This window comes from Ensifer sp. Root31, assembly GCF_001424825.1.
GTDB classification, from domain to species: Bacteria; Pseudomonadota; Alphaproteobacteria; order Rhizobiales; family Rhizobiaceae; genus Ensifer; species Ensifer canadensis.
Genome location: NZ_LMCO01000021.1, coordinates 61,093 through 80,749, shown reverse-complemented (window position 1 = coordinate 80,749; position 19,657 = coordinate 61,093). Strand labels below are relative to the sequence as shown.

The window sequence follows — 19,657 nt, the reverse complement described above, 5'->3', positions numbered from 1 at the left end:
CCGAGATGGCGCGGGGTGGAGCAGCCCGGTAGCTCGTCAGGCTCATAACCTGAAGGCCGCAGGTTCAAATCCTGCCCCCGCAACCAAATCAAAAAAAAGCCCGCGAGACCGAAAGGTCCGCGGGCTTTTTGTTTGTCTCGTAACGGCGCGACGAGTTGATCGCCTCAAAAGCGGCCCGCAAGCAGGCGCAAGCCGACGAAACGGCACAGAAATGAACGCGAAACCAACTCTGTGTTTCGGCCGTCGGGAGTGAAAGTGCCGGTCATTCTGCCATCAGGCCCGAACCGCACGGCGACACCAAGAAGATGACCGACGATATCATCAAGGCCCTGCACGCGGCAGGCTTGTGCGATCACCGAACGCGTTGGTAGCTGATCTTTCGTTGGAGCCAGCAGCCGACGGTCAGGTCGGTCACGATACCGCCTGCGTCCCGATGGGCCTGAACCGACCAATCGCCAGGCGGGGCGGCGTCCATCAAGCGCCTTGTCGTTATTGTCCAGATTTCGTCGGAGAGCGGATATATCGGCTCCATCGGACCAGTGCCCAACATGCCTTCGAAGACCGCGTAGGTGGCGCCGTCGCGGGTCTCGATCCCGAGATAGGTTTCCAGTTCCTCCGACCAATAGCGTCCAGCAATCCCGCCTCGGCCGGCCCATTTGACAGGGGGAAGGGAGCGGGCGACCACGTCTAGGTTTTCGCTCTGGCGGCGCATGACCTTCCTTTTGAAGCGTGAGCCCTTGGTCATGGGCGACACCGTCTGCGGTGACCATAACCCCTGCCGCCGACGGCGCATAATGGAGCTTGACGCCGGGCGGATCCTGAACGGTTATGACGACCAGCCCTTGTTCGTCATTCAGTCAAAGTCCGTCCCAATCTTCGGCGCGGACAGGCTGGGGACTGGTAACGCGGCCGGGAGCCGCGTCCAGAAGGGCTGTGGCGGCCGAGAGTGTGCTGGTGTCATGGTTGAGCATCAACACCACCGAAAGCCGCTCCGCCGCCGCGTGCAGCCACTGAAGCCGCGCAGACCGCTGCCAAGATCGGTCACCTTGATGCCGCCGACGTCATCCCAGCGCAGGCCATACCCGTAGCTGGCGGGAGATTCGTCGCGAAAAGTCACCGGGGCCGACAAGCGGTTGTAGAGGCAGCTCGGGTCGTCGATATGGGTTTCCCAGGTCTGCATGTCGTCGAGCGAGGCCGCAATACCGGCATCGCCGAACCCGTGGACGCCGTTCTCAGCCGACAGGAAACCGTCGTCGTTGCCCTCCGTGAGAGTAGGCAGCCCATGCGCGGTCGGGATGGGAACGGGTGCGGGTGTCTGAGATGGCTGCTGACCGAGATCATGCGGATCGACGGTGAAAGCACAGATGCGAGGTAGGTTCGGCAATTGCCAGAAAGGCGAGCAGATCCTCTTTCGAGAGCGCGGCGCAACCCGCAGTCGGCGAATAGGTCGGTCGGGCGACATGCAGAAAGATCGCGCTGCCCGCGCCGGCGACCGGCGGGTCGTCATTGTGTCCCAATACGACAACAACGTCATAGAGATCGTCCTGTCGCCAAAGCTCTTCATGGCTCGCGGCGAAGGGTAGCTTCACCTGGCGATTGTAGTCTGGGTGCGAGGGGGCGTCGCACCAGCCGTCCAACCTGTCGATCTCATGGCAGGGGAACCGCGTTGTCGGCTTGGCCATCCGGTCTGCCCGGTAGAAAATCTGGCGGATCGGCCAACGGCCCATGGGGCTGACGCCATCGCCCTCGACCTTGTCTGTATGCAAGCCGCCGCGGCCAACGGCGCAGCGCCAGCGCTTGTCTCCAAATGTGGCCTGCCAGCCGTCCCCGTCTCGCGAAACGATCAGATCCACGCTCAGCTCCTTCCTTCTTGAAATCTCACAGACCCAGGGGAAAATGACACGCGACTGGCCGGCCGCCCTGATCGGACAGGGCCGGTTCCTCCGTCCTGCAGATCGCCTGAGCGTAAGGACAGCGCGTCTGAAATCGACATCCGGTCGGCAAGTTCATCGGGCTCGGAATGTCGCCGACCAGCAACGGCTTTTCGCGGTTCCGCTGATGTGGATCGGCGCGCGGAACCGCCGAAATTAGAAACATCGTGTAGGGGTGACGCGGATTGGAAAATATCTCCTCCGTCGTGCCGACCTCCACCATCCGCCCCAGGAACATCACGCCGACGCGGTCAGCGAACTGGCGAACCACGCTCAAATCGTGCGTGATGAACAGATAGGTCAGCTTCAGCTGCTCCTGAAGATCGCGGAGCAGGTTCAGGACCTGCGCCTGAATCGAGACGTCCAGCGCCGAAACGGCCTCGTCGCAGACCACGAATTCAGGGCTGTTGGCGAGAGCGCGGGCGATGCCGATGCGCTGCCGTTGCCCGCCGCTGAACTGATGCGGGTAACGGCGCAACAAGGTTCGCCGCAGCCCGACCATGTCGAGCAGTTCGCCGCAGCGTTCCTCGATCTGGGCCTCTGTTCCGAAGCGGTGCGTGCGCAGCGGTTCGGCCAGAATGTCCTTGATCCGCATCCGGGGATTGAGCGAGGCAAACGGGTCCTGAAAGACGATCTGGAGCTTCTTGCGCATCGCCCGCATCGCTGAATCGTTCAGCGCGTGAAGGTCCTGGCCGCGATACCGCACGGTGCCTGCGGTCCGGTCGAGGAGCCGCAGCATGACACGGCCAAGCGTGGTCTTGCCGCAGCCCGACTCGCCCACCAGCGCGAATGTCTCTCTCTCGTAGATATCCAAACTGACGCCGTCCACGGCACGGATCACCTGATCCCGTCGGCCGAAGAAACTTGTACCGATAGGATAGTGCTTGCTAAGCCCGTCGGTTGAGATGAGGACTTCGCTCACAGCTTTCCTCCCTGTTTGTCGTGAAGCCAACAGCGGGCCTTGTGACCATTGCCGAGATCCGTCAGTCCGGGTTGCTGCACCCGACAGATGGGCATCGCGTCCCCGCATCGGGGATTGAAACGACAGCCCGTGGGAAGTTTGGCGAGGTTGGGCACCACACCCGGAATGCTGTTCATGCGTTCCGCCGAGCGCTTTTCCGTCGCCTTCGGGATCGATGCGAGAAGTCCGCGCGTATAGGGATGCGATGGCCGGTCGAATAGGTCGAAGACGTTGGCTTGCTCGACGATTTGGCCCGCATACATCACGTTCACCTCGTCGCACATCTCTGCGATGATACCGAGATCATGGGTGATCATGACGATCGCGGTGCCGACCCTGTCGCGTAGCGCCATCATCAGCCGCAAGATTTGCGCCTGTGTCGTCACATCCAGCGCGGTCGTCGGCTCGTCCGCGATGAGAAGCTTCGGTTCGCAAATCAGTCCCATGGCGATCATCGCCCGTTGCCTGAGACCGCCCGACAGCTGGTGCGGATAGACGTCGAGACGCGCCGCAGGTTCCGGTATGCCCACCGTTTCGAACATGTGCAGAACCTTGTCGCGGATAGCACGCCGACCGAGATTCGTGTGAATCGAAAGAGGCTCTCCGACCTGCTGGACCATGGTTCTCACCGGGTTCAGGGATGTCATCGGCTCCTGGAACACCATCGATAGTTGACGGCCGCGGTTGCGCCGCAGTTCTTCGGCGTTCAGCCGTGTCAGGTCGGTGCCGTTCAGCATAATGCTGTCGGCGCTTACCTTTCCCTGGGGGGATGCCACCAGCCCCATCAGCGACAGCGCCGTCACGCTCTTGCCGGAGCCGGATTCTCCCACCAGTCCCACTATTTTGCCACGGCCGACCTCGAACGACACGCCGTCGACAACCTTGACGGAGCCGCGCTGGGTCTGGAATTCCGTGCGCAGGTTGCGCACGCTTAACAATATGCTCTGATCTGTCATCGCAGCGCCCGCTAGTCTTTCATGTAGGGATCGAGCGCGTCGCGCAGCCCGTCACCGACAAAATTGAACGCCAGCACCGCGACCAGGATTGCCACCCCCGGAATGATCGCGACCAGCGGTGCCGAGAAGAGGTATTCCTTGCCCTTTGCCACTAGCAACCCCCAGCTCGCTTCGGGTGGCTGGACGCCCACGCCGAGGAAGCTGAGGCTCGATTCCCACATGATCGCCTCGGGAATGCTGAGCGAAAACAGGACGATCAGCGTCGGGATGACATTGGGGAAGAGGTGGCGAACCATGATCGTCACTTTGCTCGTGCCGTTCGCGCGCGCCGCCTCGATGTATTCCTTCTCCTTGAGGGCGAGCGTTTGGGAGCGCACGACCATCGCCACACCTGCCCAGCCGACGAGGCTCAACGCGATGAAGATGTTGAAGAGGTTTGCGCCCAGCGTGTACATCACGACCATCGCCAAGAGCAGCGACGGGAAAGCGAGCATGGTATCGGCCAGGCGCATGATGAGGACATCGGTCTTGCCTCCGAAATATCCGCTGATGATGCCCATTACGGCCCCGATCACCAGAGAGATGAAGCTCGGCACGATGCCGACGACCAACGAGATCCGGGCGCCATAGAGAATCCGTGTCAGAAGATCCCGGCCAAAATTGTCTGTCCCGAGCCAATAGGTGGTGGACGGCGGCAAGAACTGTTCGTCCAGCGCGACGCGATAGGGATCGTGGGGGCTGATAAGCGGAATAAAAATCGCAACGAAGACCAGAGCGCCGACCAGGATCAGCCCGATCACCGCCATGCGGTTTCTGCAAAAGACCCTGACCGTCTCACGAAAGAAGCTGTCGCTCTCGCTCGTATCGGCAAAGTCTTCCGTTGTTTCGGAAAATTGCGTCACTTCGATCCTCCCTTCATTTGGTATCGAATGCGGGGGTCGAGAATGGAGTAGAGAATATCGGCAATCAGATTCCCCATAATGACAAGGGTAGTCGCAAAGAGGACCGACCCTTGTAGAAGCGGCATATCGCGCGCCTGAATGGCGTTGACGGAGATGCGGCCGACGCCGGGAATGCCGAAGATCGCTTCGGTGATGACCGCGCCGGACAGAAGGGTGGCAACCTGGATCGCCATGATAGCCACCACGGGAATGAGCGCGTTCTTGAGTGCATGCCGCTGAATTACCAGGATCTCGCGAAGTCCCTTGGCCCGGGCCGTTCGGATATAGTCAAGGCGCATCACTTCCAAGAGGCTGGATCGAGTCAAACGGGCGATCACGCCTGCGGAGCTCCACCCCAGAACCATGGCGGGCATGATCACATATTCGAAGCCGTAGAACCCCGATACCGGCAGCCATTTCAGTTTCAAGGCGAAGATGTACTGCATCAGCAGGGCGGACCAGAAGATCGGCATCGACACGCCCAGAAGCGAGAAGCCCATGAAGAAATGGTCGAGCTTGGAGCCCCGCCGAACCGCCGACAGAATCCCCACGGGGATGCCGATGACCCAGGAAACGATCGCCGCGCTGGCTGCGAGGAGAAGCGTATTCGGGAAGGCGTGGAGTATGAGTGTCGTCACGTCCCGGTTGAGCTTGATCGACACGCCGAGATCGCCCTGCAGCGCGGCGAAAAGGAACCTGAAATACCGCGTGAGCAGCGGATCATCGAGGTGCATCTGGGCACGTACGCGGTCGATCACGTCGGCGCTCGCATGTTCCTTCATCATCAGCGCAATGGGATCGCCGGGGATCACATTGAGCATGATGAAAAGCAACGCCGTGATGGCGATCAGAACGGGGATCGAAATCGCGATGCGCTTTATCACGAAGATCAGCATCGAAAGAAATCTTTCATTGGGTCTCACTGAGGCGAGAGCTGCAAGGAGATACCTGCCAGAGAAGGCGCACTGGCGACAAGCGCGCTCAGATGGGGCGGGCACCGATGAACAACGCCCGCCACCTCGAATGCCTTATTCGACTTCCATCTTATAGTAGCTCATGTCGCTCCAGCCGTTCCACGGCACCACGAAGTTCTTCACCCGCGGCTGCACGACGTAGGCGTGATCGAGGCTGAACATCGGCACCCAGGCCGCGTCTTCCTGCACGATCCGATCGGTCATCTTCTGATAGAGTGCGCAGCGTTCCTCGGGATTGGTCATCGACCGTGCCTTGTCGAGAGCCGCGAAGACTTCAGTATCGTTGTTGTTGTAACCACGAACCGCTGTCCCGCTCTTGCTGAAGAACGTGTAGAAGAAGTTGTCCGGATCGTTGAAGTCAGCGGACCAGTTTTGCGTGTAGTTGTCGACCGTCCCGGCCTTGCGGCTCGCAAGATAGGCCGACTCGTCCATCGTGTTGATCTGGACGTTGAAGCCGGCTTCCTTAATCTGGGCCTGAATGATCTGGTTCATGTCAGACCATTTCGAAGACCAGCTGCTGACCTGCGCAAGCTTGATGTCCACGCCGTTGGGATAACCCGCTTCGGCCAGAAGTTGCTTGGCCTTGCTCGGATTGTATTCGATGGGCGTGGCGGCGGCGTAGCAGGTAAGGCCACGCGGCATCACGCCGTTTTCAACCATGCCCTTGCCGTAGAAATTCTTCTGGAGAATTTCCTCGCGGTTGATGGCCATCTGGAATGCCTTGCGGACGCGCACGTCGTCAAAGGGCTTCAGCGCCTGGTTGATGTGATAGTAGTACATGCCGACGCGCGGACCCGCCCGGACCTGGCCCTTCCACTGATCGCTGCTGGTGAAATAAGGCAACTGCGTCGGAGCGTAGTCAACGTCGAAGACGTCCAGTTCGTCAGATTCAAAGAGAAGCCGCAAGGTCTCCGAATCTGCGACAACGCGGATGATGATCTGGTCGAGCTTGGGACGACCACGGTAGTACTGGTCGTTGGCTTCGAGAACCTGATTGTCGTTCAGATTGTATTCCGTCAACTTGAACGGACCAGTGCCGTTGGTCGTTTCAGGCGTGAGACCGTACTGGTCGCCCAACGGTTCGGTGAACTTCCGATTGTAGATCGAGGCGGCCGGGGCGGCCATAAGAGCGGTGAAGGCCGCGTAGGGGTCGCGCAGAATGATCTTGACAGTGTATTTGTCTACCGCCTGCAATCCACGGACGGTGGTGGCCGTGCCGTCCAGACGCTCCCTGGCGCCATCGACGAAGTCGAGAATATCGGTGCTAAGGGCCTTGGTCTTGGGGTCGAGCATCCGGTCGAAGGTGTAGACGACGTCATCGGCCGTCAGTTCCTCGCCATTGTGGAAAAGGACTCCCTTGCGCAGATGGAACGTATAGGTCTTGCCATCCTCCGAAACTTCCCAGCTCTCGGCGAGGCCGGGCACCAGCTTCGATTGGCCAGGGCCGCTCGTTTCCGCTTCGATAAGCCGGTCGTAAACATTCAGCGGCAGGGTGTAGAAATCCTGCGTCATCTGCACGTCGACGGTCTTCGGATCCTCTTGGTAGGCGATTCGCAATACGTGATCTGCCGCCAGTGTGGGCGAGGCCAGGGCAAGCGTGACCAGCCCCGTCGCCATTAGAAATTTGACCTTATTAAGCATTTGTCCGTCCTTCTTCCTTTTTCTTGGTTCCCCATCCGGGTCGACGTGCACGACGAATGTCGCCGCGTGCCTCCCCGACTGTTCCGTTTCCGGATCAGTTTCCAGTTCAGTTTGTGCCGATTGTCACCGGCGTCCTGAGCGCCTCGTCCGAGACCGGTTGAGCTGACCTGGTCGCTTCCTGCCCTTCCGGAACAGGAAACTGCCACCTTCCCGCTTGCTCGAGCCTCAGCATCTCGCTGATATTTTGCCTACGCCGTATCGTCCGGAACCGGCTGCCCTCCACGAGGACCTCGGCCACGAGATCACGGGAGTTGTAGGTCGAGGCCATCGACGCGCCATAGGCGCCGGCGCAATCGAACGCCAGCAGATCGCCCGCGCGCATCTCGCCAAGTCTATTATACGTCCCGAATTTGTCGGAGCTTTCGCAGATCGGACCTACGAGGCTGTAGTGATGGGAGGCCCGATCCGTGCGCGGCACGTGAAGGGTTAAAACGGGATGCTGCGCGTCGTAAAGCGCCGGACGCATCAGGTCGTTCATCCCGACGTCCAGGATGGCCATGGGCCCGCTTTGCATTTCCTTGAGGTAAAGAACCTCCGTCACCAGTAACCCCGCCCGTCCGACCAGCCATCGACCGGGCTCCACAGTCAGTTGGCAGCCAAGGTGGCCGACTGTCTCGGCAATGATTGCAGCATATTCTGCGATGTCGGGACCCGGCGTGTCGTCCGAGGCGATGCCTATCCCGCCGCCAAGATCCAGACGCGGCACGACCAGTCCTCTCCCGCGCATGAACATTACCAGCTCGGCCATTGCCGAAAAGGCACGTCGGAACGGCGACATGTCGTGAATTTGCGATCCGATGTGAACGGCGACGCCCAACACCTCGAGTTCCGGCATCGCCGCTGCCTCGGCATAGAGGTCGGCTACATCGCCGATCGGGATTCCGAACTTACTGTCCTTGGTTGCCGTCGTGATCTTTGCGTGTGTCTTTGCATCGACGTCGGGATTCACGCGAAGCGTGATCGGCGCGCGCTGGCCAAGTCCTCGAGCAACCTCGGCCACTGCGGTGATTTCAGCGGCCGACTCGACGTTGATCTGGTGGATGCCGACCTCAACTGCGCGGGCAATCTCGGCGCGCGTCTTTCCAACCCCGGAGAAGATGATCTTCGATGCCGGCACTCCCGCGGCGAGGGCGCGCTCAAGCTCTCCGCCGGAAACGATGTCCATGCCGCAACCAAGTTCCGCCAGCAAGCCAAGCACGGCGATGTTGCTGTTGGCCTTGACCGCGAAACAGATCGAAACGCCGATCGGGTTAACGGCAGACGCGAGATACTTGTACGCCGATCGGATGGCATCTGCGGAATAGCAGTAGAAAGGGGTCGGCACGGCCCTTGCCACGGCGCTAAGACATACATCCTCGATATGCAGGCCGCCAGCCTGATAGACGAGCCACTTCCGGTCTTTTCCCAGGCGATTCGGCGGTTCCGTATGTTTTGTCATCAGCCCATCACGAATAATTGCATCAGCGGTTCCTAATGAGCGGATGATTCCAGACCTCGCGATGCTTGGGAAATAATTGCTAAAGCCGTCTTATTCAGATTTGATATGCAAATTGCTGGAACCTCGACCGGTCAACGACGGGAACGGTGGTATCTCCGAGGCGGGAAAGAGAAAGAACGGAACGATGCGGCTCAATCAGCGTCAGATGGAGATTTTTAACGCCATCATGATCAACAAGAGCATGACCGCGGCTGCGGCGGCCTTGGGGACATCGCAACCAACGATAAGCCGCGAGTTGCGGGATATGGAACAGCGGATCGGATTCGAGCTGTTCTTGCGCTTCGGCAAGCGCCTGACACCGACGAACCAGGCGCTGCTGCTGCATGAAGTCGTGCGCCGCGCCTTCGTCGGCATGGAAGAAATTAGTCGGGCCGCGTCCGCGATCCGAACGCACAATGCCGCGAACTGCCGGGTCGCGACCATCCCCGCCTATGCTGAGGCGATCCTGCCCCGTGTGGCGCAACGGCTCCTGAAGCATCGCCCCGCGGTTCATTTGTCCCTTCATTCCCTCGAGGAATTGTCGCTGCAGCATGAGATGACCACGACCGTGTTTGACCTGGGGGTAACTGAAGGCCGGTTCGAACATCAGGGAGTTATCTCGCAGCGCATCGAAGTTGGCGACCTGGTCTGCGTCTTGCCGATTGGTCATCCGCTTTCGTCCAAACCGGTTCTCGAGCCTGCCGATTTCGATAGTGTCCCGTTCGTCTATTTTTCGCAGGATGACCCGTATAGACGGAAACTGGACGACATCTTCTTTGCAGCGGGCATCTCGCGTAGCTACGCGGTTGAAACAACGACTGCGGCAAGCGTCTGTTCAATGGTTTCAGCCGGAGTGGGCGTATCAATCATCAATCCGCTGACCGCCGCGAACTATTTGGGCAAGGGCGTGGTCCTGCGAAGGTTCAGCGTCGGCGTCCCCTACGCGCTCGCCGTCTGGCGTCCGGCCCGAAAAACGGGTTCGGCAGTCGCGGAAAAATTCACCGCAATCCTAAAAGACGTTGCCAACGAGATGCGAGCAACCTTGCAGTCTGCGATGGACAAGGGCTAGGCAACCGCGTTCTCATCGAAACGATCTGAACCGCACGCGACAGCGCCGGAAGAGCCGCACCGATAGGGTGACGAAGCGAATGACCGCTGGACCGTATAACAGAATGGTTGCGTAAAGCTCAGGCATGGCGCTGGGATTGCAAGTCTCGGTGCGATCAGGCCCCCGCAACCATCTTTACTTGCGATGACCCCGCCCCTAAGGCGGGGTTTTTCGTTTGTGCGGAAATCGTAAGGATTCCAGCAAGATCGCCCTGAACGTCGATCTCCACCTTGCCCTCCACCGGCCTCAGCACGATCGTGTCCACCACGAAGCGCAGTATGCTCGCCGCCTCGATCCGCTTCTCCTTCTCTTTGTAGCGGGCGTAGATCGCGACCTTCAATGCACCTCTCCCTTCGGCATCAGGAGGTGCGTTTCCCCCGTCGCCTCATCATCTTCACTTCTTCCGCGAAGCACTCCCGCGCTGCCTGCCGTGCCAGAAAGTCGACCAGACCCAGAAAGCGCGGATCGGGGTTGCCACGAGGTGTAAAGGTAAGTTCCAGTTCGTCGATCAGCAAGGATTCGAGGAGCTCTTCGCGCTCTCTTCTTGACATCTTCGCTTTGTTGCCGGGTGGGTGCAAGGTCATGCCCTGCAGAATTCGCGTGAGGATCAGTATAAGCAACTGAAATTAAAGGCGTATATTCGGCGGTGGACGGCGTGCCTTCGGCGGCTACGGCAAAGCTTGGCGCACTTCCGCGTGCCGCAGCATATGGAAAATACTGGCGCCAACGCGCAGTATTGTTCTGCATTACTGCTTTATGGCGCGAGTCTCGTGGCATCGCTGACATCCCTTGTTTATGATGTTAATATCGGCTATATATCAGGATATAGAACGGAGACCCGTCATGAGCAATGCCGCACAGAAGAGAGCAATCGAGAATTATCGCGCACGGCTGACGCAGCGCGGCTTCAAGCGCTTCGAGGTCCTGGCGCTAGAATCCGACCGCGAACTGATCCGGTCGCTTGCCCGCCAACTAGCTGAAGAGGGGCCGGAAGCGGAGCAGGCGCGGGCGGCGGTCAAGGCCCTCGTCGCGAGTGAGCCGCCGAAATCCGGCGGTATCCTGTCCGCCCTCCGCCGCTCGCCTCTGGTCGGCGCTGATGTCGATCTGTCGCGCCCCCGCGAGGAAGGGCGCAGGGTCGAGCTGTGACGCGTTATCTCCTCGATACAAACATCATCAGCAATATCGTCAAGCCGCAGCCCTCGGAAGCGCTGTTGGCATGGTGGATCGAACAGAAGGATGAGAACCTGTTCGTCGCTTCGCTCACCATCGCGGAAATCCGGCGCGGCATTCTGGAGAAGCCGCGCGGCAAGAAGCGAGACGCCCTTGATGCCTGGTTCTCGGGGCCGGAAGGTCCGCAGGAGTTGTTCGCCAACCGTATCCTTACGTTCGACGACAAGGCAGCTTTGATCTGGGCGCGATTGATGGCCGAAGGCAAAGCCGCAGGTCGTCCGCGCAGCGCACTCGACATGATCATCGCTGCCGTCGCCGGTGCTAACGACTGCGTGGTGGTCACGGACAACGGAAAAGATTTCGCCGGTATCCAATTCGTCAATCCTATGAGGGATGGCAACTGATGTCTTCGTTGGGTGACAGATTCTCGGGAGAGAGGCATGGCTGAAACGCAGATCGAGTGGACGGATTCGACTTGGAATCCAGTTGCCGGGTGTTCGATTGTGACCGCTGGCTGCACGCATTGCTATGCCATGGAAATGGCTAAACGCCTCGAGGCGATGGGCGTGGAGAAATATGCGGGGCTGACCCGCAAGACTGGACGGTGAACTGTCTAAAATGGCGTGGTACGCGAGGATCGGGAGGCGCTGTCGATTCCGCATCGCTGGTGCAAACCCCGAAAGATCTTCGTAAACTCGATGAGTGACCTGTTTCATGAGCAGGTCAGCGACGCCTTCATTCTCGAAGTTTGGCAGGTGATGCGCGAGACGCCGCGCCACAACTATCAAATCCTCACGAAGCGGCCCGACCGAATGACGGAGCTGGTTTCCGGCAAGATTGGCGAAGTCCTGCCAAACGTCTGGCTCGGCACCAGCATTGAAAACGCGGATGTCGTCAATCGTGTTGAGCATCTGCATAGGGCGCCCGAGTCGGCGGGCTTTTTTGGCGTTCTGGGGCAGAACAAAGCAACGGCCGGTGTCAATTAGGAGTCAAGAGGGTGTTTGATTAGTAAGATTAGTATTGTAACGGGTGGCGGTTAATGTCCTGTCTGGGGGCGCCAAGTTGATCCTATGTGCGGACAGCTTCCCCCTGACCGGCGCCAGGGTCGCCGGCCTTCGAGCGGGGAGCTTCCCACGCAACGCCCCCGAGCGTCAGAGTGAGGACAGGATTTCCGTGACGGGTTGAGGGCCGGAAGAGAGGCTTCCGCAGCTGCTCGTCGACAAACTCGCCGCCGTCCTTTGATGGCGGGCCTCGCTGGCGAGATGTTCGGCGAGTCTGATGGCCAAGGCGACGGCGGGAAGCGTGGGGTTCGCTTGTCCGGACGTAGCGAAAACGGAGCTGCCGGCGATATGGAGGTTAGCGATGTCGATGACGCGACAGTTGTGGTTGACGATGGCGTGGTTGCGGTCCACGCCCATCTTGGTCAACCCGATCTGATGGTATCCGTCTTTGGCTTGCGCGGCGATATGCTCTTCGAGGTTTTCGGGGGCTGCGTCGAATATCAGCTTGCCTATCTTGCGCTCCTTGAGCCAGCGATCCAAGGCGACATGTGCTTGGAGCGTCCCGCGAAAATCCTGAGGCAGATATCGGAATGAGACGTCGAGCTTGAACTGGCCGTCCGCATCTTGCTCTGGCTTGAGGAAGACGCGGCTTGAACTGCTTGGAATTTGCTCCCCATGGTAGCGAAGGCCGTATTTCATGTCTGGCCTGCGCAGCAGAACATATGGTTCGGCAAAGCTGAATTTTTGGCGAAGCAGCCCCAGCGCGGAAGAGGTCGCGCCAAGGGGATTGCGCAGTACATTATGCAGAGCATTATAGTAACGGAATCGGTCGGCTTCGCCCCATGTCGCCTTGTGGACGAAGGACTTCCGACTGTTCCAGAGATGTAGCAGCGAGAGCGCCGTGTCGGCCTCACCGAAAGCGGCCCTACGGTTCGTCGGCCAAAAAGCGATATTCGGCAGCTCGTGTGCCCGTTGCAATTGGGGGGCGGGTTGAAACCGGTTACACACGAAGGTTCCGGTGGATGTGCGCTTAAAAAGATACCGTTCGGCATGCTCTTTGGTGGCGAATTCGATCTGCGCGATCTGTCCAGCGAGGTGTCCCATGTAGAAGCGCCCGAGCGGCCCATCGCTTCCGCCGAACAATTGCGGAAACGCCAGCTGGAGGTTCAGTAGGAGCCGGGTATTACCTCTGCCGCCACAGGCCAGCACATATTGGTCTGCGCACACCTTGTACGAACCACCGCGGCAGGCAATCGACATGGAATGTACGCGCGCCTCAACCGGATCGAACGCCAGAGCTTTGATCCTCGCGTCCAGGGCGACGAAGAGGTTCTTCGAAGAAGCGAGCTCGGCGCTGTTGGCCTTCGCTGTGTTGCGTATTCGTGTCCAGCTTTCCCGGGATGATGGGAAATCAGTCTCCGGTTCCGGCTCCGATCGCTCGCCGGCGACGTTGCTGCTCAAAAGAGCCCGTGCCCGCTGATAAAAAGGCGAAATCTCTTCGTGAGCAATAGGCCAACCGGAGTGTGCGACATAATCTCTTGCCTCGAAGTCTATATCATCCAGCTCAACGCATTGCCCACCCCATCGTTCGGACGTGCCGCCAAGTCCGGTGGCCGAAGTAAGTCGGTCCGCAGCGTGATAGATATCGTCTTCTATGTCGAAGCCTGTTTCGTTTCGTTGGGGTCGTTTCGATCGTTTCGGCCCCGCTTCGAGAAGCAGCGTTCGCATGCCGCGCCTGCTCAATTCAAGCGCAGCGGCAATACCGACCGGGCCAGCGCCCGCGACGCACACGTCAAACGCCTGTTGAAAGACCTCTAAACCCGCAAACATCTGCCCCCCACTTTTGAGCCAGCGCCCTTTTAGCCGCCACCGCAATCACCCTTCCGTCCCCTCGTGGCACTGCGGATCAGTCTTGGCGGGATCGCCAGCGGATTGAAGACGGAGGCGCCAACTGACACGGCACGCTAGAGTTTCACTATCCGCAGAACAACTTCGCCTAAAGTAGGATGATTTTGCTCGTCACCTCGATCAAAAGGATTAGTGGCAGCTTCCGCCAACGCATTGTCCGGCGTGAAATCCGTTGGTCTCCCGTCAGGAACTCGACCGGGCGCTGACGATCGTCGAACATCGATCCTCGCGGGTTGACGCGCCGGACATCGGATAAAGCAGGAGGAATGCCATGAAAGCCGTTCGGACGGATCAGGAAATCGAATGTCCGGAAATCGACGCCGGGCTAGGGGCGCGCGGCGTCGAGCTCGTCTCGCTGCCCGACGGCGCGTGCCGGAGGACAGGCTGAGGCGCGAGGTGGCTGAAGCCGACCTCCTGCTCTTGTGCTACACGCCGATCACCGCCCGCATCATCGCCGCGGCTAGGCGCCTCAAGGTGTGGCGGCGACGTCGTAATATGAGCGAAATTCATATAGCGTCCCGAAATCACAAGTCTCTGCGTGATCAAGCCCCGCAACCAAATCAAAAAAAGCCCGCCAGGCGAAAACCGGCGGGTTTTTTGTTTGCCGCGCAACCGCACGACGGCTTGAGCGCCTCGAAAGCGGCCAGCAAGCAGCCGCCCCATGCGCCGACGTGCGACATCGCATCCTCAATCCATTGTTCAGATTGAGAGAATCGTAATTCAACACGCCAGTCCAGACACCCGCGCACAGGTCTCCTAGTGCCGCACGGGCTTCGGGGTGGTAGCGAGCAGGTCCAGTACCCGAGGGCACGACACTAGGAGGTCACACAGTATGACGAAGTCATCCGGGTCCCTTGGTGCCGCCGACAAATGAAACCAGTCCGGGTTCTCTCCTCTTGGTGACCACACAAGTCGCTCCTCCAGAAGATAGACGCCGTAGACGACTTCAATTTCGCCGCGGGCCGCCAAGTTCAGGCGCGAACGAATGCCATATCCGGTCAGCGCCGCGTTTAGCGCTATCGCCACCTCAATCAGTGTGGTCCGATATCCCGGCCGGCGGACGACCTCGGTCCCATACACCCTCTCCAGCCAGGTCGCGCCAAGCTGGATGACGATCAGTATGCTGTCCAGGATTTGACGCAGATCCTTCTGCGTCATGATTTGCATATATTTTGCTGGCTCCAGATAGACGTCGACGGCCGCCGAAACGGCCCCGCACCCGCTGTGGCCGAGGATGACTATCGTGCGCAGGCTATCCTTGAGATGATCAACAGCATAGCTCAGACTGGCCGTGACGTCGTCGCCCATGCCATTGCCGGCCACCCTGACGACAAACAGGTCGTTCGGGCCCTCGGAAAAGATCAGCTCGACCGGAACACGCGCATCGGCACAACCGACAATTGCCGCAAACGGTTGCTGTTTGGGTGCCGCGCTGCGCCCGGGAAGAAGGCCGACATCATGCGGGTCGACAGCGATGTTCAGCTTTGCGGGTGGTGATGAGGCGATCCGGTCAAGGAGTTCGGCGAAGGCCCGGTTTCCAGCCTCGAGTCTCGACCGGGCAGCGTTCGCATCCGGTGGTAGGGACCTATACACAGCATCGAACGCGAACCGGTATGTCACTTCGGCCAACCAGGTCTGATCCTCCTTCGAGGCGCCTTCGAGCAGCTTCTTTGCCATCTTGCAGTCTCCCTCGACAGTGATCGAAACAGGGGCGGCAATGCAAATCCGTGACTTTCCACATTAACACTTTCACGCGTGGGCGCACCTCTAAACCAAACTGCGCGTGTCATACGGCTAAGGCCGTGCATCCAGACGGGAGCCGGCGTGCCGCCGGCGACCCATGAACGGCAGGCCGCGGCTCTGGGCAGATCGCTGGGGACTTAGGCCGAAGGTGTATCGCACCATACAGCCGGCTCGTTGTTGTGATTATGATGGGCGTGGTGTGGGTGTTGGTACATCCGTGACGTTATCGTTGGCCCATGTCGTGATCGCGTGGACCTGCCCGGTGATATGATCTCGCAAGTAGGTTTCCTGACCTGCCAGGCCCATTGGATAAAGCTTATTTCGGCTGGCCTCGTAGTCAGCACTCTGGTCGGTACAGAGGCGAATGCGCATATCCTGCGGCGTGACACCGGTCCGGTTCGGCAGATGATCCACAAGCACTGCATCTGGCGACAGCGTTCCATCGAAGGCGTGCGTCAGATATTGCGCGGATCTTTCGTTGCGTTCCCGTTCTGTCGTGGCGCCCAAGATGACCACCATCACGCGCCTTCCGTTTCGAGTGGCGAGCCCGACGATATTTCGTCCAGATGCACATAGGAAACCAGTCTTCATCCCGATGGTGCCGCTGAAACGCGTCAACAACAGATTGTTGGACTTGATCTCTTTACCGTCGATCGTGACTGCCGAAGCCAGGAAGAAGCGGCGATATTCAGGAAACATCCGGTCCACTTCCAACCCAAGGATCGCAAGATCGCGGGCAGTGGTGTAATTCTCTCGGTCAAATAGACCGTTTGGATTGGTAAAATGCGTGCCCGTAAGCCCGATGCGGGCCGCCGCTTCATTCATTCGCCGAACGAAAGACGTTTCGCCGGAAGCGACTACTTCTGCCAAGGCTACAGCGACGTCATTTGCTGAAGCCGTAATCGTGGCAAAGAGCGCGTCTTCGAGGGTCATTGTCCGGCCGGAGGTCAGGCCGGATTCGACAAACGCCTGTTTCGTTGCGTTGCGGGTCATGGTGACCGGCGTCGTCAGTGTCACCTCGCCAGACCGAAGGGCTTCAAACACGACGAACGCGGTCATGAGCTTGGTTGTCGAGGCCGGATACCAGGGTACGCCGGCATCTTCCTGATAGAGAACTTGATGGCTGTCGGCATCCACGACGAGTGCCGGCGTTGCATTCGCCGGTGTCCACAAAAAAAGGGACGCCATAAACACCAATCTTTTCAAAGGTTTTCCGGCGATTATGTTTTTCGTCATCTGCCAGTCTCCGGGGAAGGCGTCCTAATGACATGATGTGCCGCGGGGCACAAGCGTTCGCTGCGGCGCGTCGGAGGCGCGTTGCTTCGCTAGGTAACGCGACGCTGCCGAAGGCGAGGGATCTTCGCGATTGGCTATCGATGGTCATGCTGGGTGGGGAACGCACTAGCCTTGCGACAGTGCGCGCGCAGTCGCGAAGAAGGCCTGTATTGACTTGCTGCTACGGCGATCCTTCAGGCAGATCAGCTTTTCATGCATCGAAAGCGGCTGGTGTTCGAGCGCGATTTTCACCAGCCTCGGATCGTTGTCGAACTCCGCTTCGGACACAACCCCGAGACCCATGCCCGCGGCAACGATCCGCCGGACGGCTTCGCGTCCTTCGGCCTCGATTGCGTAGCGGAGGGTCACCCCTTGCGCCCCCGCGAGCTTCTCCAGCATCTGCCTGGTGCGTGAACCCTGCTCCCTCATGATCAGGGGCCATGCGCTCAACGCCTCAAGCGGAATGCTCGTCCGCGTCGCCAGGGGATGCGATTTCGCGGCGAAGAGCACGACAGGCGAGACATTGAGCGAAAAGACTTCGAACGGGCGCTCATCAGCCAATTCGCCAAGGACGCCGACGTCCACGTCGTAGGCAAGCAAATCCTCCACGATGCTGTTGGAATTGCCGCCGACGATCTTGATCTGAATGCCGGGAAACCGCGCCTGGAAGACGGTGAGCACGTCCAGGACGTGATCCACCGAATCGGCTGCGATCCTGAGCATGCCTGCCCTCAGCGATCGCTCCTCCTGCAGGACCTCGAGGGCTTCGCCTTCGGCATCGAACAGGCGGTGGGTCGCCGCCAGGAGCCGGGAACCTGCCGGTGTCAGCTCGATCTGACGGCGCTTTCGAACGAATAGGGCGACGTCGTATTCCTCCTCCAGCCAGCGCACCTGGTCGGAAATGGCAGGCTGCGTGAGGTGCAATGCTCGGGCAGCTTGCGAAAAACTGCCGGCAAGAGCCACGTGATGGAAAGCCCGAAGCTGGACATAGCGCATGACAGGCGGAAGCCCCCTAGGTGATGCATCGGCATCGAAGAATTCTTAATTTGTCTCATTAATATCGATTTTGTTCACTCTCCGATAGATGCGATAGCTTGCACGCAGCTGCACGATGATCGGAGAAAGCGATGAAAGCCACAGCATCCGCCCTGGTTCACACGGAGGGCGAAGCCAACACATCGGCAGCGCGCGGGGCCTGGAACGCCCGGATGGGCGACGAACGGACGAACTCCCTTGTGGCGCGCGACGCCGCCGCCTTCCTGCACCAGAGCCTGTCAAGCCCCTGCCTGACCGCCATCGCCAAGGCGGAGGGCATCTGGATCGAGGACACCTCTGGCCGGCGCTACATGGACTTCCATGGGAACAGCGTTCACCACATCGGCTATGGCCATCCCCGGCTGAAACAGGCAATCAAGGCCCAGATCGATGATTTGTGTTTTGCACCGCGTCGTTTCACCTGCGAACCTGCCGTCGAGCTTGCCGAGATGCTCGGCCGTCTTGCGCCCGGCGATCTCGGCAAGGTCTTGTTCACCACGGGTGGATCCGATGCGATCGAAGTCGCGCTGAAGCTGGCGCGCGCCGCGACCGGCCGGTTCAAGACGCTTTCCTTCTGGGATGCCTTCCACGGCGCCGGCTTCGGCGCGTCGAGCGTCGGCGGCGAGGCGACCTTCCGCTCGGGCATAGCCGGCCCGCTCCTGCCGGGCGCCGAACACGTCGCGCCCTGGGCGAACCGCCACTGCGGCTATGGCCAGGACAATCTCGAAAGTTCCGCGCGCGCCTGCGCCAACATGATCTCCTACGTCCTCGCCCGCGAGGGCGATTTTGCAGCGCTGGTCGCCGAACCGATGCGGGCGACGCCCAATCCACCGGCGCCGGGTTTCTGGAAACAGGTGCGTGAGGCCTGCGACCGGCACGGAACCTTGCTGATCTTCGACGAAATTCCGACCGGCCTAGGCAAGACCGGCCGCTTCTTTGCCTGCGAGCACGACGAGGTCGTTCCCGACATCCTCGTGCTCGGAAAATCGCTCGGTGGCGGCATTTTGCCGATCGCGGGCGTGGTCGCCAGGCGCGATCTCGACGTGGCGGGCGACTATGCCATCGGCCACTACACGCACGAAAAGAACCCGGTGACGACGCGCGCGGCGCTGACCACCATTTCCATCATCATCGAGGAGGGGCTTGCGGAGCGCGCCGCCGAACTCGGCGGCTATGCGATGGACCGGCTCAGCACTTTCGGCGAACGCTGCGCGGCGGTCGGGGATGTGCGCGGCCGCGGCCTGCTTTTCGGCGTCGAGATCGTATCCGACCGGACGGATTTCACGCCGGACAATGCGCTGGCGGAGCGGGCCTATTATCGCTGCATGGAAGCGGGGCTGAGCCTGAAGATCAGCCAGGGCAACGTCATGACGCTTTCGCCGCCCATGGTGGTCTCCCGCCAGGAACTCGACCGGGCGCTGACGATCGTCGAGCAATCGATCCTCGCGGGTTGAAGCGCCGGACATCGGATAAGGC

Annotated in this window: 19 protein-coding genes, 1 tRNA gene and 1 pseudogene; 6 read left to right on the top strand and 15 right to left on the bottom strand. The window is 59.9% G+C overall.

All coding sequences use genetic code 11. From position 1 onward, the window contains the following. The first annotated feature begins 9 nt into the window (after positions 1-9). Positions 10-86 (top strand) — tRNA-Met (locus ASD00_RS19455). A gap of 266 nt (positions 87-352) precedes the next feature. Here ASD00_RS19455 and ASD00_RS19445 read toward each other — a convergent pair. The 9 genes from ASD00_RS19445 to lysA form a co-directional block, all read right to left on the bottom strand. Continuing rightward, complete coding sequence (locus tag ASD00_RS19445; protein WP_057208415.1) at positions 353-745, bottom strand: hypothetical protein; 393 nt, start codon at positions 743-745, stop codon at positions 353-355. Between the two features lie 225 nt (positions 746-970). After that, positions 971-1,384 carry a hypothetical protein gene (locus ASD00_RS19440; RefSeq protein ID WP_057208413.1) on the bottom strand — a complete coding sequence of 138 codons (414 nt, stop codon included), beginning with the start codon at positions 1,382-1,384 and terminating at the stop codon, positions 971-973. Further along, complete coding sequence (locus tag ASD00_RS19435; RefSeq protein ID WP_025431471.1) at positions 1,338-1,853, bottom strand: L,D-transpeptidase family protein; 516 nt, start codon at positions 1,851-1,853, stop codon at positions 1,338-1,340. Before ASD00_RS19435 ends, ASD00_RS19440 begins: the two co-directional genes overlap by 47 nt. A gap of 25 nt (positions 1,854-1,878) precedes the next feature. After that, on the bottom strand, positions 1,879-2,853 hold the full coding sequence (locus ASD00_RS19430) for an ABC transporter ATP-binding protein (protein WP_025431470.1): 975 nt from the start codon (positions 2,851-2,853) through the stop codon (positions 1,879-1,881). Next, entirely contained in the window at positions 2,850-3,848 is a 999-nt protein-coding gene (locus ASD00_RS19425; protein WP_057208411.1) for an ABC transporter ATP-binding protein, read from the bottom strand. Before ASD00_RS19425 ends, ASD00_RS19430 begins: the two co-directional genes overlap by 4 nt. Positions 3,849-3,859: 11 nt before the next feature. After that, positions 3,860-4,750, bottom strand: a complete 891-nt coding sequence (locus tag ASD00_RS19420; RefSeq protein WP_025431468.1) for an ABC transporter permease — start codon at positions 4,748-4,750, stop codon at positions 3,860-3,862. Then, positions 4,747-5,685 (bottom strand): ABC transporter permease, encoded by a 939-nt coding sequence (locus ASD00_RS19415; protein WP_057208409.1) that lies wholly within the window; start codon positions 5,683-5,685, stop codon positions 4,747-4,749. The genes ASD00_RS19420 and ASD00_RS19415 overlap by 4 nt, the downstream gene beginning before the upstream one ends. 132 nt (positions 5,686-5,817) lie before the next feature. After that, complete coding sequence (locus tag ASD00_RS19410) at positions 5,818-7,404, bottom strand: ABC transporter substrate-binding protein (protein ID WP_057208407.1); 1,587 nt, start codon at positions 7,402-7,404, stop codon at positions 5,818-5,820. Between the two features lie 106 nt (positions 7,405-7,510). Beyond that, a complete protein-coding gene (gene lysA, locus ASD00_RS19405; protein ID WP_082523644.1) occupies positions 7,511-8,902 on the bottom strand; it encodes a diaminopimelate decarboxylase in 1,392 nt (463 codons plus the stop codon). A gap of 184 nt (positions 8,903-9,086) precedes the next feature. On the opposite strand from lysA, the gene ASD00_RS19400 reads away from it, so the two are divergent. Further along, the gene (locus tag ASD00_RS19400; protein WP_025431465.1) at positions 9,087-10,010 is read left to right on the top strand and encodes a LysR family transcriptional regulator; all 924 of its coding nucleotides are present in this window, start codon (positions 9,087-9,089) and stop codon (positions 10,008-10,010) included. Between the two features lie 154 nt (positions 10,011-10,164). On the opposite strand, the gene ASD00_RS19395 is transcribed toward ASD00_RS19400, so the two are convergent. Both ASD00_RS19395 and ASD00_RS19390 read right to left on the bottom strand, forming a co-directional pair. Then, positions 10,165-10,389, bottom strand: coding sequence for a hypothetical protein (locus ASD00_RS19395; RefSeq protein WP_057208405.1), 225 nt, complete (start codon positions 10,387-10,389; stop codon positions 10,165-10,167). Between the two features lie 19 nt (positions 10,390-10,408). Continuing rightward, positions 10,409-10,669 carry a hypothetical protein gene (locus ASD00_RS19390; RefSeq protein ID WP_234908109.1) on the bottom strand — a complete coding sequence of 87 codons (261 nt, stop codon included), beginning with the start codon at positions 10,667-10,669 and terminating at the stop codon, positions 10,409-10,411. 223 nt (positions 10,670-10,892) lie between these two features. Here ASD00_RS19390 and ASD00_RS19385 point away from each other — a divergent pair, with 223 nt between their 5' ends. The 3 genes and pseudogenes from ASD00_RS19385 to ASD00_RS19375 all read left to right on the top strand — a co-directional run. Beyond that, a complete protein-coding gene (locus tag ASD00_RS19385) occupies positions 10,893-11,195 on the top strand; it encodes a hypothetical protein (RefSeq protein WP_057208403.1) in 303 nt (100 codons plus the stop codon). Further along, positions 11,192-11,623, top strand: coding sequence for a PIN domain-containing protein (locus ASD00_RS19380; RefSeq protein ID WP_057208401.1), 432 nt, complete (start codon positions 11,192-11,194; stop codon positions 11,621-11,623). The genes ASD00_RS19385 and ASD00_RS19380 overlap by 4 nt, the downstream gene beginning before the upstream one ends. Before the next feature lie 36 nt (positions 11,624-11,659). Further along, positions 11,660-12,151: pseudogene (locus ASD00_RS19375) on the top strand (DUF5131 family protein); the annotation flags it as partial. Between the two features lie 219 nt (positions 12,152-12,370). On the opposite strand, the gene ASD00_RS19370 reads toward ASD00_RS19375, so the two are convergent. The 4 genes from ASD00_RS19370 to ASD00_RS19350 form a co-directional block, all read right to left on the bottom strand. Further along, a complete protein-coding gene (locus ASD00_RS19370; protein ID WP_082523643.1) occupies positions 12,371-14,050 on the bottom strand; it encodes a GMC oxidoreductase in 1,680 nt (559 codons plus the stop codon). Positions 14,051-14,884: 834 nt separating this feature from the next. Beyond that, positions 14,885-15,805 (bottom strand): carbonic anhydrase, encoded by a 921-nt coding sequence (locus ASD00_RS19360; RefSeq protein WP_057208394.1) that lies wholly within the window; start codon positions 15,803-15,805, stop codon positions 14,885-14,887. 249 nt (positions 15,806-16,054) lie between these two features. Further along, complete coding sequence (locus ASD00_RS19355) at positions 16,055-17,107, bottom strand: D-alanyl-D-alanine carboxypeptidase family protein (RefSeq protein ID WP_057208392.1); 1,053 nt, start codon at positions 17,105-17,107, stop codon at positions 16,055-16,057. A 165-nt stretch (positions 17,108-17,272) separates the two neighbouring features. Continuing rightward, complete coding sequence (locus tag ASD00_RS19350) at positions 17,273-18,142, bottom strand: LysR substrate-binding domain-containing protein (RefSeq protein WP_057208390.1); 870 nt, start codon at positions 18,140-18,142, stop codon at positions 17,273-17,275. Positions 18,143-18,273: 131 nt separating this feature from the next. Between ASD00_RS19350 and ASD00_RS19345 the strand changes: the two genes are divergently transcribed. After that, entirely contained in the window at positions 18,274-19,635 is a 1,362-nt protein-coding gene (locus ASD00_RS19345; protein WP_057208388.1) for an aspartate aminotransferase family protein, read from the top strand. The last annotated feature ends 22 nt before the right edge of the window (positions 19,636-19,657 follow it).

Excerpts from the sequence above, each read along its gene's own strand:
- ASD00_RS19445 (WP_057208415.1), bottom strand. The coding sequence starts at position 745 with ATGACCAAGGGCTCACGCTTCAAAAGGAAGGTCATGCGCCGCCAGAGC.
- ASD00_RS19425 (WP_057208411.1), bottom strand. The coding sequence starts at position 3,848 with ATGACAGATCAGAGCATATTGTTAAGCGTGCGCAACCTGCGCACGGAA.
- ASD00_RS19415 (WP_057208409.1), bottom strand. The coding sequence starts at position 5,685 with ATGCTGATCTTCGTGATAAAGCGCATCGCGATTTCGATCCCCGTTCTG.
- ASD00_RS19410 (WP_057208407.1), bottom strand. The coding sequence starts at position 7,404 with ATGCTTAATAAGGTCAAATTTCTAATGGCGACGGGGCTGGTCACGCTT.
- lysA (WP_082523644.1), bottom strand. The coding sequence starts at position 8,902 with ATGACAAAACATACGGAACCGCCGAATCGCCTGGGAAAAGACCGGAAG.
- ASD00_RS19400 (WP_025431465.1), top strand. The coding sequence starts at position 9,087 with ATGCGGCTCAATCAGCGTCAGATGGAGATTTTTAACGCCATCATGATC.
- ASD00_RS19385 (WP_057208403.1), top strand. The coding sequence starts at position 10,893 with ATGAGCAATGCCGCACAGAAGAGAGCAATCGAGAATTATCGCGCACGG.
- ASD00_RS19370 (WP_082523643.1), bottom strand. The coding sequence starts at position 14,050 with ATGTTTGCGGGTTTAGAGGTCTTTCAACAGGCGTTTGACGTGTGCGTC.
- ASD00_RS19360 (WP_057208394.1), bottom strand. The coding sequence starts at position 15,805 with ATGGCAAAGAAGCTGCTCGAAGGCGCCTCGAAGGAGGATCAGACCTGG.
- ASD00_RS19355 (WP_057208392.1), bottom strand. The coding sequence starts at position 17,107 with ATGACGAAAAACATAATCGCCGGAAAACCTTTGAAAAGATTGGTGTTT.
- ASD00_RS19350 (WP_057208390.1), bottom strand. The coding sequence starts at position 18,142 with ATGCGCTATGTCCAGCTTCGGGCTTTCCATCACGTGGCTCTTGCCGGC.
- ASD00_RS19345 (WP_057208388.1), top strand. The coding sequence starts at position 18,274 with ATGAAAGCCACAGCATCCGCCCTGGTTCACACGGAGGGCGAAGCCAAC.